The following is a 14,522-nucleotide window of genomic DNA, read 5'->3' on the forward strand; positions in this document are numbered from 1 at the left end:
CGAGTATGGCGGTTATGAAGGTGTTTGCCGGCCCGCCCGGCACGGGCAAGACCTACAGCGCCGCCCGTGAAGCCGTACGGATTCTACGCCCCCAAACCCCTCCGGAAGATGTGCAGCGGGTCCACCAGGAGCTGGTGGAACAGGGCCTGATCGTCTGGGTGACCTTCCACCCCAGCTACAGTTACGAGGATTTCGTCGAAGGCTTCCGGCCGACAGAAACGCCGGAAGGCAATGTCGTTTACTCCGTCGCGCCCGGGCCCTTCCTGCAGGCGTGCGCCACGGCGGATATGCCCGTGGGGCCCAGCCGCTTCCATGTCGGGCAACAGCTGGGCGTTTACACCGTCAGCCATGTCGAGCCCGGCGGCGTGGTTCTGACCTCGTCGGTCAAGCGCGACGACGCAGTGACCGGGGCCGGACGCCAGTTCGTGGACTTCTGGACGCTGCGGCTTTTCCGGGAGCTTGGCCTGACCGCCGCGGACATGCGCCTGGGCGGCACCAAGGCCGAGCAGCGCCGGGACATCACGCGCCAGACGATGCTGCCGACGACGTTCTTCACCAACAGCAGCCGCCACGCTGCGGTCTACGAATATCTGGAGAAGGACCCCCAGCCGACGCCGGTGGTGCTGGTCATCGACGAGATCAACCGCGCCGATCTCAGCCGGGTGTTTGGCGAGCTGATCACACTCTTGGAGTTCGACAAACGCCAGGGCGCGAGCGAAGAGCGCAGCGTTAAGCTGACCTATTCGGGCACGCCGCTGACGGTGCCCGCCCACCTGTCGATCGTCGGCACCATGAATACAGCCGACAAGTCGCTGTCGACGGTCGATCTGGCGCTACGCCGGCGTTTCGAGTTCGTGATGACGCCGCCCGATCCGTTTCTGACTCCAGCCGCTTACGGCGGCGTCGATGCTCGTGCGCTTTACACCACGATCAATCGCCGGCTCGCCGCGCTCAACGGCGCGGAGAATCTTGTGGGCCACGCCGACTACATGGAAAGCAAACTCGAGGAGTTGCGGCTACGCGAGGGCTACAACGACGACGTCGAGGGGCAGTTGAAGGCCCTGGCCCATACATTGCGGCAGAAAACGACCCCGTTTTTGGTCGATCTCTTCCGATCCGACTGGCTGCAGGTTCGATTTGTGGCCGGAGAAGACCTCTTCGAGACTGACGATCTCGCCGATCTGGCAAGCCAGCTGCAGGATCTGGGACACGGCGACGCCGTCGGCCTGGTGCGCGCCTCGACCTGGTGGGATCCGACCGGCGCGGACTGGGATGCCGGCCGATTCCGGGACCGCTGCCCTCCGGCGACGAAGCAGGGCTGACGGTGAAAACGGCGCGGCCGACGCTTGTCCGGGCGTTCGAATACAGCCGCGTGCCGCTGCCTGACGCCTGGAACACCGCAGCGGTTCGCGAGCGGCTGGATCAGGCCGCGCTTCGGGCCGGATTCCGGGCCTTCGAGATCCGCGGCCGCCAGCTGCACGCGCTCGGCGTAGTCGGCGTCGTCGATCTGGGAAATCTGATCGTCGAGATCCTGCCCAGGACCCATGAGGACGAGGCACCCGCAGAGGCCACCATTTTCCTGTCGGACCTCCTGCAGTTCGGCGGCGTAATGGACCGCCTTTGGGTCATCGATGCGCGCACAGCGCCGGGCGAGCGCCTTCTGCTGGAAATCGTCCTGGCCTGGGTTGTCCGCCAGACGCTGGCCAATGTCCGCGAGGGCCTGCCCCGACGATACGAAACCCGGGACGACGTATCGACGGCCGTTCGCGGCCGGATCGAGATGCGCCAGCTTGCGCGCCGCGGTCCTGGCCGCGAGTTCGAACTTCATGTCCGGCACGCGCCGCTCAGCGAAGACAACGTCCTGAGCCAGCTCGTGCGCTGGCTGCTGATCCAGGTCAGCGGCCGCACGCGCCTTGTCGCCACCCGTCGAATGGCCCAGCGGGTTCTGCAGGATCTGGCTCACGTCAGTGAAACAATACCCGATCGGCGCGACGTCCAACGGATCATCCTTCAGCAGACTGAGCTGCGCTGGCGGCCGCTGATCGAATTTGCCGACATGCTCCTGCGCCAGGTTTCACCCGATCCGACACGCGCCGGACGTCATGACGCCGTGGCCGTGCTTTTCCGGCTTCACGATCTCTTCGAGCGAGTGCTCAGGCGGGTCTTCCGCGATGGCCTGCCCGCGCACGGTGTTCAGCTGCAACGCCAGCCGCGGCGTTTGCTGACCGGCCCGGTGGAGAACCCGCAGGCGATCCTGCCGCTCCGGCCTGATCTGCTGTTTGGCTCGCCGGGGTCCGTTGCAGCGATTGGCGATGCCAAGTGGAAACGGATACTTGATGGTCCTTCCGGCGCGATATCGCTGTCTGAGGCGGACGCCTATCAGCTGACAACCTATCTGGCCGCCTATCAGGTGTCTGAGGGTTTTGTTTTCTGCCCGACCGCGTTCGCCAGCGCCGATCAGGTGCCGGTCAGGCAGGACTTCACGGTTGCGGGTCTCGACGCACGGCTCAGCATCACCGGCGTCCATCTGCCGGCTCTGATCGCCCACGACGTCCGGGGCGCCGCCGCGCGGACCGCACTTTGCGCCTACGTCGCCAACAGGCTCGTCGCCCAAGCCGAGGCGGCCTGACCTCAGACTCGGGCGCGGCGCTGCGGCTGTGATGGACGAAGGGCCGCGCGGCCTGCCAGCACCAGCGACACATTGGCCGCGATCCCGTGGCTGAGTAGCGGCGGCACCGCATTGCCGACCATCTTGAAGGCGTCTGTCAAAGCCGCGTCGCCGAACGAGAACCAGTCCGGGAAGGTCTGCACGCGGGCGGCTTCGCGCACCGAGATAGTCCGCGGGGCCGAGGGATGCACGTAGCCGTAGGTATCCTTGCCCATATGGCTAACCATGGTCTTGGACGGGCGCCCGGAATCCATCCGGGCGACCCAGTCGCCATGGTGGCCGTCGCGCTTGGCCAAATAGGTGTCAGTCAACAGGTGGTGCGGCTGATTGAGCTTGGCGCCGGCCTGTTCAAGCAGGAGCCGCAGGCTTAGCGAGCCATCCATGCGCCCGCGCAGCTGGCTCAGTTCGGCCTCATCTGGCAAGGCATGGCCAGCGGCGGCGGCGGTCTTGCGAAGATCGGCTAGGGCGCGATCCGGCAGCGCACTCAGCGCATCGAGCAGGCCGCGCATCGCCTTCACTGTCGGCGCTTCGTCAGCGCGGTAGTCTAGCCAGCGCTTGCCCGGACCCATCAGGGCAAAGAACGCCGCATCGTCGGCGCGGGCCGACCGCGCAATATGTGCGTCCACCTCAGCCGGAGGCGTGGCTCCGGGCGACGGACGCCGGATCCAGCCGGCGAAGCCGTCACTGGCAAAGCCGGTGTCACCCACACTCACGCGGCCCTGACCGCCTTCGCGTCCAATGTTATCGCCGCCGACGAAGTCGGGCTGCGGCAAACCTGCAAGCGCCTCGCCCAGGGTCACCTCGTTCATGCGCCGCAGACGAAGAACGTTTTCGGCCTGGCCGGTGGCCGCACCGGTGTCGCGCCGCACACCGCACATGAAGTAGCGCTGCCGAGTCTGAGGCACGCCGTGGCGGGAGGCGTCCAGAATGCGCGAGGCCACCTCATACGAGACCTCGCCGTCCGACATGTTGGCGATTGCCTCGGCCAGCACCTCAGTGGCCTGAAACTCAACGCCATCAGCCTTCACGGTCGACTGGAAGTGCTGGACGTTTTCGAACAGGAAAACATCGGGCCGAAGGGCCTCCAGAACCATCACGTACTGGCGGAACAGCAGATTGCGCGCATCCCCGGCTTCGGCGTCGCCCTGAACGTGGACCATTGCCTCGCGAAGACTGCGGATCTTGCCGCGGCCGATGCGGCTGAAGCCCTGGCAGGGCGGGCCGCCGACGAGCACGGAGACCGGACAGGTCGTTGCATAGAGCGCCCGAAGCTCGACGTTGAAAGTTGGATCTTCGAAGAGGCCCGCCCGGAGATCGACCCGGCGCGCGCGCCATTTCGCCCAAGCCGCCCGGACCGGACGCATGGCCTTCGATTCCAGCAACTGCATGAACGCCGTCACGCGACGCGCCGACGCCGTCAGCTGACCGCGACCGGAAGCGTCCCGGCGCGCTGACAGGCCGGCGACCGCGGCGTCCCACTCATGCTCCATCCCGCGCACTAGGATGGCGGAAACGGCTGAATCGGACGGCGCCGGCGCAGCTTCAGGATCGCCCCAGAGAACAGCCGGAAGGGTGGCCGGGCGCGTTCCCGTCCTCGGAAGACGCAGCTGATCATGGAAGCCGATGACTGAGGTCTGGCCTAAGGCGGAGCGATCTAGGTGCTCACAGGCCAGACGCCACTCCTCCGACGCGCGCACCAGATTGAGATCATGGACATAGGCCGCGTCGGCCAGGGCAATGGCGGCCCGGAATTTCGGGAAGGCCCGATTGGCCAGAGCGTCCAGCCGGCGCGCGATGCTGCGATCGCCTTCGACGACCGCCACATGGCCCAGGAAGAATGTCAGGAACTCCGCCTCGTTGGTGAACTCGGTCAGGTCCATCTGGCGACCGGGGCCGACTTCTCCATGGCCAAACGCAGCGGCGTTGTGATTTAGCACCGCGATGGGCGCGGCCTGATTGTCGACGGCAAGGATGGTGCGGAAGTGGCGCCCTTCGCCCAGAAGATCGAAGCCGAGGCTCAGGCCGCCGCAGCCCGAAAAAATGTCCACCACCAGATGCGGCCGCGCCGGCGCGGTTGGCAGGGCGACCTCGGCATCGACCTCGACCACCGTGTCCCGCGGGGCGAGCACGAACACGTTCTGCGGGGTGCCACGCCCCTCGAGCCAATGACGGTACTTCAACGCCGAATCGCTCCTGACGTGCTCGCCGGCCAGGTGCTTTTCAAGAGTCGTCACCCCGACGCCGATCGCCTCGGCGGCCGCGCGCATCGTCAGACCACGCGTTCCGATCTGCGTGGCCACGCGGGCCATGATGTCGTTCGCCTCGCGAGCTTCGACGTTTCGAATCGGTGTCTTAGTCATGACGGAGAGTATGCCCAAGGGGTACTGGATCGAAACTCGATTTGTGCCGAAAAACCTGACTGTTCGCCGGCCCGAGGAAGTCTGACAGACGCGCCTGGATGGCCGTCTCATCGCGGCATTCGCATTCCCAGAGGACCAGCACAGACCAGCCGGCCGCCTCCAGCGCTCGAAGGTTGCGATCATCGCGGGCGACATTGGCGTCGAGCTTTTCAGCCCACCATTCGCGGCGCGTGGCCGGCAGGACAGCGTTTCTGCAGCCCGGATCCGGATGCCGGTGCCAGAAACAGCCCCGGACCTCAATGATCTTCCGTTTGGCGGGAAATACGATATCGGGACGCCCGGGCAGATCGCGCACATGGAGACGATAGCGATAGCCGGCCGCATGCAGCATGCGACGAACGCGAAGCTCGGGCACCGTGTCCTTGCCGCGCACTGCCCCCATATTGCGACGACGCGCCGGAGACACGTCGTCGAATTCCGGTCTTGGCCGTTGCGGGATATCCACGCGGTCACCCATGCTGCGCTAACGTCCGGTCGTCATGTCGGCTGCACCAGGTGTGAGCCCGAAGCCTAAACATGACACAGAATATCATTCTTAGTCGAAGAGAAAAGCAGAATTTCATTCCCTCTACAGTCAGGCTCAGGACCCGTATCCGTGAGACGGAGGCGCGATGACCGAGCTGCAGACGAGATTTGGCGAGAGCCTACGTCGTTTCCGGACGCAGCGCGGTCTGACGCAGTCGCAGCTTGCCGAAGCTGTCGGTCGATCGACCGATCTCATTTCACGGATCGAGCGGGGCGACAGCGCACCGTCTTTCGACACGCTCGATGCGCTGTGCCTGGCCCTAAATGTTCCGGCCGCGGTGCTGTTCGGCGGAGACGTGACGGCGCCACCCGATCCGATCCTGGCCGAGATCGACCGACTGCTGGGTGAGCTCAACCCTTCTGAGCGTCGCTGGCTGCTCGACCTAATCAAGCTGGCGACCACAAAGCCGCGCTAGTCTCCGCTAGCTGTTCAATCGCTAAAGGGTGTGATGCGAAAATCCGGCATAATATCATCAGCCTCTGCGCCTCAAGAGGTGCCAGGACCGCTAATGGTGCTGTGGCGGGAGCGTCCCGAAGAGGTTCGAAAACTCAGCCTTCGGCAAATCGTGAATCTCGCTGGCGACGGCCGCATGCTCGATGGCTCCAGATGCTCCGCTGAATTTCGCGCTGTGCTCTCTGAAATGGAAGCGCCTGATTTGGAGAGGTTCGTCGCCGAATGCCTCGAACGCGATTCAGGCAAGACAAACCGAAAAGGTTTCGAAGACAGCGGCCTGGTACTACAAGATGTTGTGAATGAAATCGGTCGTCGACTTGATTTTGCCGTGACCAATGGCGTGTATCAGGGGCGGAGGGGTATCACCGGATACGATGGGATATGGCAAGATCGGTCCGGCATCGACCTAGTAGTCGAAGTAAAGACAACTGACACTTATACAATCGGGCTCGACGTCGTGGAGCGGTATCGCCAGGAACTTGCTGAAGCTGGTACGATTGCCGATCAAAGTTCAGTACTTTTCATCGTCGGTCGCGACGATACCGGAGCACTGGAAGCTCAGATCCGAGGCTCGCGGCATGCGTGGACGATGCGAATGATCGGCGCAGCGAGTCTCGTGCGACTGCTTCAAGTTAAGGTCAACGCCGAGTCGCCAATGGTCGCCGATCGCATCCGATCGATCTTGCGCCCAATCGAGTATACCCGGGTCGATCGGATCGTCGATCTGATGTTCGAAGTGAGAGCAGACACTGACGAGCCGATACCCGAGGCCGGCCCCGCCGAGACCCTAATGGTCGGCGCACCGGTCAATGTCGCCGCCAACAGTGTTCCAACGCGCTTGCCTTCCGGCTTGCCGACACCCGGCATTGAAAGCATCCGCCAGGACGCGGCCGAGGTGGTTTCACGTGGCCTCGGCGTCCGGCTCACACGCCGTCGACGGTCTCTATTTGAGGCTGGCGACGATACAGTTAGGGCGGTTGTTTCAGTCTCCAAACGCTAAGATCGCGACTACCAGTCCTACTGGTATGCTTTCTACGATACTCAACGCGACTATCTCATAGAGAGTGAGAAAGGGTTTCTAGTGCTGTGCGCCGTTGATACAGGGCGGATCTGGTCTATCCCGTTCCAGATCATCGCGCCGTTGCTCGACAGCATGAACTCCACAAATCGGCCTGATGGCCAGATCTACTGGCACATCCTGACGAAGCTGGTTGGAGACGATTGCATCCTTGTCGCCGGAGACAAGCACTTAAAGTTGGCCCCTTACGAAGCCGTTCGCGCTCCATGAGCGCCAGACAATGGCCTGAGAGTAATTCGGTGGCGAAGAGGACACTGACTAATCGCGCTCGTGATCGCATGTGCGCGGTGGCGCGGACGACCCTGCTTTGAGCGAGGGCTTGTATCGCTGCTACAGGTGGGTTTCCCAGAACTCTAGATCGTCCGGTTCGGTCGGGATCCCCTTGTCGATCTGCCTATCTAAGAAGGGCTCGGCAGCATCGCTCTTCAAGAATTCGCCTAGCGCCTTGAGCGCGCTTTGCACCGCCTTCAGCTTCGGCTTGTCCCATTGTACTTGATAGTCTTGGTCAGGCCCCCCGATGATGTTGACGTCGATAGCCCTATTGAATTCATACGCGTCGTTGTCCCAGTCGATCGACCTGGCCTTGCCGAAATAATCCAAGGCCATGTGCCGCTTCACGCTCAAGGCGACGCTGGGCATCGCCTTTCCCACTGCTGCAACGAGCTGTTCAAATTCCACTTCGAGGGCGTCGGCCCCGGCTAGCTGAGCGTTGAGCGCGGCGAGGTCCGACGCGTCCTTCAGCTTCTCGAGGGCGGAAATCTTCTCGGCGTCGCCTTTCCGGGCGGCCTCGAGTACGGAGATCTTGGCGTCCCGAGCCTCTAGGTCAGCCTTGAGGTCGTTATGGACCTGCGCGTCGACCTTCTTGGCCGGCTCCAGGCTCGCGACGACGTTGTCGATCGCCAGAATCCAAGCATTCTTCTTATCTTCGAAGACCGGAAGGGATCGATTCTCAAGGTCGCCGGCGAAGAGTTTGTCGACAATGAGCTTGAGTTCAGTGAGCCCTTTGGAGTCGGTGATCTTCCACCCTTGCGTTAGGCCCAAGGTCTTGGTGACGAAGTCGAACTGGATAGGCGGGACTAGGATCGGAAGCGTCCGGTGCGACTTCGCCCAGGCAGCGCCCAACTCCATCATGCAGAAAGCGCTCTCGACATACGAGGGTGTCAGAAGGCAGATCACCAGCTTGGGCTGCTGGATCTTGTCCTTGATGTACTCGTTGAAGTTCTCCGCCAGCGGGATGTTGTGGCCGACCATGCTGGAAACGAAGATGTCGGCCTGCTTGACGCCGATCGCCTCCTTCAGGAAGTTGGCCAGTATCTCCGCCAAGGCCTTGTCGGCGACGGCGTGACTGATGAAGATTCCGCTCATGAATTGGACCTAGGCTAGGGCAGGGTGTCTTTGTAAGCTGCCGCGCGGGCGGGCTGCAATGCTGGGGGAAGCGCTCGCGAGGGCGAATGCATATAGCCGGCCTTCGGCCGGCCGTCGCCATGGGAGGTGCCCACCCTTCTCAACGGTGGCCAAGTCCGCTTCTGGCAGCGTACTAGCGGCGGCTCCAACGCGTTCTTGGATACAATTTCGTAGATTGGCGCAGATGCGCCTGACACGGTTCGAACGCCGATACAGCGAGCGTCCGAAACCGCCAACGCATATCGCGGCTCCGAGCCCAGCGAGCTTGCTACGAGCCCGACCTAAAACCCGGCTTAAAACGGAGGCCTAAGCCGGGACGCCCCGGGAGGGGCTGCCAACTATAGGAATATCTTGGAGAAAATGGCGCGCTGATACGGATGCCGCTGAGAACTATGAATGGCCGCTAGCGATCTGAGGCGCTAGTGGGGCACCGTCAACGACGCCTTACTACGAGCCGATCTAGGTCGCTGGACGTTGCTGGTCCGCCAAAGCGTAGACAAAGGGCGTTTGCCCCACGACAACGACGCAATCATTGACCTCGCTATGGAGGATAACCGCGCGTACGCTGAGGCATTCGCGACGGTCTTGCGCGCCAACGAGGTGGAGTACAGCGTGGGATCCCGGTTGGACTGAGGGCGGTCGAGATCGACCTCAGGACAGGGCGTCCGCCAACTTCGACTATGGGTCGCTCCTTGCCATCGGCACCAGGTGAGCAGCGTACGTTCAGAGCCCCCTGGTGCTGGCCGTTCCTCGCGATTTCCGCATGCGGGTCGAAGGTCCACTGTCCCGTTGTCGGCGCGGGGCTGATTTCCACTCTGCCCCGCCCTTGGCGACGTCCGCTTTCGGCGCGTGCGGGAAACAATCGGCGCCTCAGGGAAGCTCCGGAAACTCCTGACATCGGTGCGCAGATACGGATGCTGCGGAGAACTATGAGTGGCCGCTGGCGATTTAGCGGCCCAAACGACGCCCGCAAAGGGTGGATGGCCGTAAGGTGAATTGGCCACGGATGGCCACTTGCGGGGGGCGCGCGAGGAACCGAATTTGCAGCTTAGAAGAAAGGCCTTCAGCGGACACCCGGTACATTCAGGCGGATAGCTGGCGCAGCCGTCGGCGTTGGGGTGCCTGATGGCTAGCGCGCCAAGGGCTCACTTGCACACATGGCCTGTAGCGAGCGGTAGGTCCGAAGCACGCTATCGATGTTTTCGGGAAGAACGCTGAAACTAAGGGAGGTCAATTCAGGACCTCGGCCTTGAGCGTCGGTGTAGGTTTGCGTGATGCACGCCGCGCCACTCCTACAGGACATAACCAGGTTGTTCTGCGGAACTTCCGGGGATGGATTGACCGCTGCAGGCGCCTCCAAACTCTGAGTTCCGGTGCGGACTAGATCAACCGCGCCGATACTGAATTTCTGCTCCACCATGAACCAGTCGCCTGGAGGAGAATACGGGTTGGTGCTAAAGGAAAGTCGGCATTTTCCCGCGTCGGATAGTATAGTCTGCGCTTGTGCCTGTACGGTCGCGCCATCCGCCAGGACAAGCGGCATAGTGGCATCGACTTGGCTTCGCTGGCTCAATTCGCCGAGTAGGGCAGCATAGGGTGCGTCAGGGTCGGCACGCACGCCGAGTACAGTCAACCCGAGATAGCGGCCCACCCCATCAAAGCTGTAAGAAAACTCGAGTGTCCCGAGAACCCCGCAAGCGTGGCAACCATCGAGAAGAACTTGGCCAAATCGGAATTCTTGGCCACCACCCGCTCGGGCCACTTCCGACTCGAACATAAAACTATTCCACAGCGTAGCCTTAGGATACCGATCCTTGAAGTTGGAATATTCACTGTTTCGACTAGCGGCCATCTCAATATCGTCCTTAGGTCTGAAGTCTTTCTGCCCTCCGTTTACAAACATAAAATCTGAAATTCCCGCCATTCCGAGGCCCGGATATAGCATCTCCACAGCCCTTACCCTTCCCCGCCCATGAATGGCGATCGGATATCCTATGTTCTTTGACTGAGGATAAATATTGAACGCGTCGGGATGGCTGGTGACGAAGTCGATGGTTTCGGCGGGCGCACCGAACCTTGTTAGAGAAGCCAACTGACAGTCTATATCTCGGCATTCTCTGATAGCCGTGTCCGCTTCCTGAGGGGCGGCCCAAACGATTCCCGCCGTCCATTGCTTCATCGGTATGGCGGAGTTCGTAGACGATTTTTCGCCTCCAAAGAGCCAAAGGATCAACAAGCCAGCCGCTGCGAGCGCGCAAATGATCAGCCATCCACTGTAGTGCGAAGCAGTTGGCGCTTGAGCCTGGAGCGCGGCATGACCGGCAGGAGCGCCAACTATTGTCGGAGAAATGGCCGGCGTACTGCCCGCCAACGTTGCGATGCCGGCTGCGGAGGCTCTCGGAATCGCCACGCTGCATTGTTCGCAGTTCGGCGTGAGGGCGTAATGGCTCGCCTCGCGCGAACAGGACCGCCCCTGTCGCATCAGCTCCGTTAGGAGCGCTCGCCATTCTACAGCTCCCAGCGGGTTGTAATTGGCGAAACACTCATGAAAGGCCTCAGCAAGCGGGCCTGGGAAGCCGCTATGGAGCGAAAGCGGCAGAGGCTTAAGCACTGAGGAGGGGGAGGTGCCGTAGGGATACAAATTTCTACAGGCGCGAATGCGCTCTGCGTTTTCGGAGGGAAAAGCCGCTGCCATTCCTGCTTGGGGGATGCCGTCGTATGGTAGTATGTTCCGGTTCAGGAGTCGGAAAACAAGTATTGAACAACCCCAGCGATCTTGAAAATCACCTTGGTCGTTTGCAGATTTGATATTTGGATTGCCGCTATCGTCAACAAATTGCGGCGCTAAATGATCTAACCAGGCGGCATCTGCATCATAAACTCCTCTATTACCGTCGCTGATCTGGAACCCGTCACAATCAACCAACGTCAAAAATCCGAGATCTTTATCGAGGCGGAAATTGTCAGGATTGAAGTCAATCAATCGATGCATTGCTCGGTGCATGTTGGCGACTAGAGAGACGATATTGATAGCCGCTAAGAGCAAATCCTTCCGGGCGATCTCGTCGGTCTCGGCCAGGTTACATGCTGCCGTGACGCTTCGCGTTGATTTGAAATCCACACGGGGCATCAAGAACCCAACGGCGCCCCCTGAGTTATGAACGGCTTCGATTGGCCAGGCGGCCTGAATCCGACCCGTGGCACGATCTGCAACGCCCGGAGGGACATTGGCGATCATGGCGCGCACCTTGAGCGCGGCCTGAGCAGTATCCGTCGCGTGGTAGACTTTCACGCAAAGCGAGGGGTGTTCAGGGTGGGAAAAAACCTCTCCAGACGCACCCCGACCGAGCGGCTTAGCCCCGGACAGGTCTATGACGTCGCCGCCGTCAGATCGCAGGAGCATTTCGGGTGCTCTGAATCCAGATGAGGGTCTTGTCATCTCCGTTCACCGCCGATGCGCGCTCACCACTTAAGTAGGCAGTCATCTCCTTCGGAAGGTCCTCGATTTTCACATCACGCGCAGCGGTGTCGAAGCTCTGAACGAACTCATCCTTTAGATCGGTTTCGTCATCAAGCAGTGCGAAGTCTGCTACGCCATCCGTCGCAATTAGGATCCTCTGCCCCGGAGGAGCCCTGCAAATTCGCAAATGATCGTCAAAACCGTTCGGCAAGAGAGGATAAACCTGTCCGACGTACTCGCCGTGTTCTGGGCCCAAAAAGCAGTGGCTGCGGACGGTCTCAGCACAGTCGAAAACCGCCGCTACCCCGTCGCCGAAATTGAAAACCACGACGAACTGCGGTCCGCACACCGCACCAAGGATTGTGGTGTACATTGGGCCCGGAGCGCCCCGCTCCTCTGCACGATCGAAAATAAGTGCGATGTCGAAAAGGGCGTCGCGGATCGCCTTTTCGACATCCATTTCACCTGTTTCGCGAGAGGGGCCGTCAAGGCTGCACTTCAGCTTCGCCGCCAGTTCCTCACACGCGTATCGAGCAGCGACATGTGAGTAACGTGCAGACCCTAGGCCATCCGCCGCGATTGCGACTATGAAGGCGCCTGCCGCCTTCAAAACAAAATGGTCCTGACGGAATGTTCCGTTTTCCAGATGAGTCGGGCCGACGACAGAAGCGGCGAGGGCTCTGTAGCCGGAGTGAGAAAGGGCACCGCTTGCTAGGTCGGGTGGACGATCTTTAAAAACAGCCTTGCCCAGGAGCGCCTTCGGCAGGCGCAGCTCCCGTGAGATGGGAGCCTTTGGTCGCCGTATCACGGCCTAGGTGGCCGTGATCTGATCGAATAGTGGCGTGACCGTGACTTCCTTTTTTGCGGATGCGGATTTTGCAGACGCCGAGATAAATTCAAAAAGCTTTTTGAAAGAGGAAGGATCACAACGATAGACATGACTTTCTCGTTCGAACCTTCCTAGCTTCTCCGTATTGGCGCCGGCGCCGACCGCTATGGGATAGACGAGCACCTCTCCGCTCTTGTGCGCCGCGCGCAATTCGTCAGCAGAACCCTCCCACCCGTTGTTTGGCTCCCCGTCGGTAAAGAGCCAAATCCACGGCACCTTCCGCGCAATGCCTGCGTCCTTAAGACGGCGCAGTTCGTCGCGCGCCTCTCGAAGAGCAAGCGCCGCGCCCTCCCCTAACGCTGTAGTGCCGCTGGCGAATAGCGTCGGTGCTGAGAAATGCTCGGCATCCGTCCATTCCGCTGACTTTGTCGCGGAACTGGAAACAGCAATCACCAAAACTCGCACCCGCTTCTTCGCGTGCTCGTCTTCCTTGAGAAGCGCCTCAAAATCCCTAAGCGCAGCGTTGAGTTCTGCGATCGGGGCGCCCTCCATGGAGGAAGATGCGTCTAGTACAAGCACGCAAGGAAGACGTTCTGCGCGGTTGGTGTACGTCGGCACATTATCGAATGCAGACATATCGCTCTCCATTACTCGACAGATTAGCGCTGCGATTTCGCATGCCAAGCGGGTAGTTCGATGACCGGGGCGGGCTCACACACTAATCGATAGAACAGAAAGATATACGCAATACGCGCCCACCCCATGATTGGGCCCAGCCCCGGCACGAACAATAATAGGAAGGTCACACCCCTTAGCGTAAAAAACAATAAAACTGAAAGAACAGGACTTAAGAGGATGAGTGCGAGCAGTTCAGTGCCTGTGCCCGCGACATTCGCGGCAATGCCGACAGTGGGAAACCACAGGAGCAACGCTCCAAATCTCGTCCAACTAAATGTCAGCCACTCGAAGGCGGCCGCGACGGGCCCCTTGCCGAATGATCCAGGCCTCCGCGCCGGCAGGTGGTGAGAAAATTTGGGCCGGCGAGACAACGCAGAGTCCCTTTCAGCTGGTACGGCTTCCCAAGCTTAAAAAGCAAACATACCCGTCTTGCGCGAATTGACAAGGGAAGCAGTCAAGAGCTGAGAGAGAGATCTATGCTCGAAAGCGCATAATGGAAATGTGCGATATTGCGCGCTTGGGTGAGTAGTCGCTGAGGCGAGGCTTCAGCTTCGAACGGAATTGCGAGAATATTGACCGTCGAGAGGGGACTTGGATCAGCGAGGCGCTCGACCTGCACGTGCGCAGACATGGCGATGCCGGCTACGGGCGTCGCCGGGCGGTGTGCGGGCGCGGCGACAGCCATCACTCATTGGTCCCAACTTCCAGCCCGCTCGGTGCCTACCCTTCTCACGATCAAAGCGTTTGATTTTCGGTGGCCCGCAAGCCCCGCTCCACCGGGCCGAGGGCGACTCCGAGGGTAAAATCGGCGGCCCAAGGGTAGCTCTGGGAGCCCTGGCGCAAAATGGCGTAGGTGCGCAGATACGGATGCTCTGGAGAACTATGGGGGTCACGTCACCTGCTGAGCATTTCGACTCAGCACCGCAAGCATCATTTTCGCTAGCCGCGCTGACCACCACGGTGCTGAACCGCTCGACGTGCGAGCCCCTACGCGGAGCCTTTGGAG

Annotated in this window: 10 protein-coding genes; 4 read left to right on the plus strand and 6 right to left on the minus strand. The window is 61.0% G+C overall.

Annotated elements, in window-relative coordinates; translation table 11 throughout:
* Window positions 1-5: 5 nt before the first annotated feature.
* The gene (locus tag ACW18B_RS00805) at window positions 6-1,322 is read left to right on the plus strand and encodes an McrB family protein (protein WP_492048960.1); all 1,317 of its coding nucleotides are present in this window, start codon (window positions 6-8) and stop codon (window positions 1,320-1,322) included.
* A 2-nt stretch (window positions 1,323-1,324) separates the two neighbouring features.
* Window positions 1,325-2,629: an McrC family protein gene (locus tag ACW18B_RS00810; protein ID WP_492048961.1), complete on the plus strand. Its 1,305-nt coding sequence runs from the start codon at window positions 1,325-1,327 to the stop codon at window positions 2,627-2,629.
* 2 nt (window positions 2,630-2,631) lie between these two features.
* On the opposite strand, the gene ACW18B_RS00815 is transcribed toward ACW18B_RS00810, so the two are convergent.
* Window positions 2,632-5,028, minus strand: coding sequence for a DNA cytosine methyltransferase (locus ACW18B_RS00815; protein ID WP_492048962.1), 2,397 nt, complete (start codon window positions 5,026-5,028; stop codon window positions 2,632-2,634).
* Window positions 5,021-5,545: a very short patch repair endonuclease gene (locus ACW18B_RS00820; RefSeq protein ID WP_492048963.1), complete on the minus strand. Its 525-nt coding sequence runs from the start codon at window positions 5,543-5,545 to the stop codon at window positions 5,021-5,023. Before ACW18B_RS00820 ends, ACW18B_RS00815 begins: the two co-directional genes overlap by 8 nt.
* Before the next feature lie 154 nt (window positions 5,546-5,699).
* On the opposite strand from ACW18B_RS00820, the gene ACW18B_RS00825 reads away from it, so the two are divergent.
* Window positions 5,700-6,029, plus strand: a complete 330-nt coding sequence (locus ACW18B_RS00825) for a helix-turn-helix domain-containing protein (RefSeq protein ID WP_492048964.1) — start codon at window positions 5,700-5,702, stop codon at window positions 6,027-6,029.
* 174 nt (window positions 6,030-6,203) lie between these two features.
* Window positions 6,204-7,067, plus strand: a complete 864-nt coding sequence (locus ACW18B_RS00830) for a hypothetical protein (protein ID WP_492048965.1) — start codon at window positions 6,204-6,206, stop codon at window positions 7,065-7,067.
* 408 nt (window positions 7,068-7,475) lie between these two features.
* Here the strand turns inward: ACW18B_RS00830 and ACW18B_RS00835 are convergent, their stop codons facing one another.
* The 4 genes from ACW18B_RS00835 to ACW18B_RS00850 all read right to left on the minus strand — a co-directional run bounded on the left by ACW18B_RS00835 (window position 7,476) and on the right by ACW18B_RS00850 (window position 13,474).
* The gene (locus ACW18B_RS00835; protein WP_492048966.1) at window positions 7,476-8,510 is read right to left on the minus strand and encodes a toll/interleukin-1 receptor domain-containing protein; all 1,035 of its coding nucleotides are present in this window, start codon (window positions 8,508-8,510) and stop codon (window positions 7,476-7,478) included.
* A 1,168-nt stretch (window positions 8,511-9,678) separates the two neighbouring features.
* On the minus strand, window positions 9,679-11,787 hold the full coding sequence (locus tag ACW18B_RS00840; protein WP_492048967.1) for a hypothetical protein: 2,109 nt from the start codon (window positions 11,785-11,787) through the stop codon (window positions 9,679-9,681).
* A 148-nt stretch (window positions 11,788-11,935) separates the two neighbouring features.
* A complete protein-coding gene (locus ACW18B_RS00845) occupies window positions 11,936-12,817 on the minus strand; it encodes a PP2C family serine/threonine-protein phosphatase (RefSeq protein WP_492048968.1) in 882 nt (293 codons plus the stop codon).
* A gap of 3 nt (window positions 12,818-12,820) precedes the next feature.
* Window positions 12,821-13,474 (minus strand): vWA domain-containing protein, encoded by a 654-nt coding sequence (locus ACW18B_RS00850; protein ID WP_492048969.1) that lies wholly within the window; start codon window positions 13,472-13,474, stop codon window positions 12,821-12,823.
* Window positions 13,475-14,522: the final 1,048 nt, after the last annotated feature.

The sequence above is a fragment of the Caulobacter sp. FV2ps19 genome, assembly GCF_058681035.1.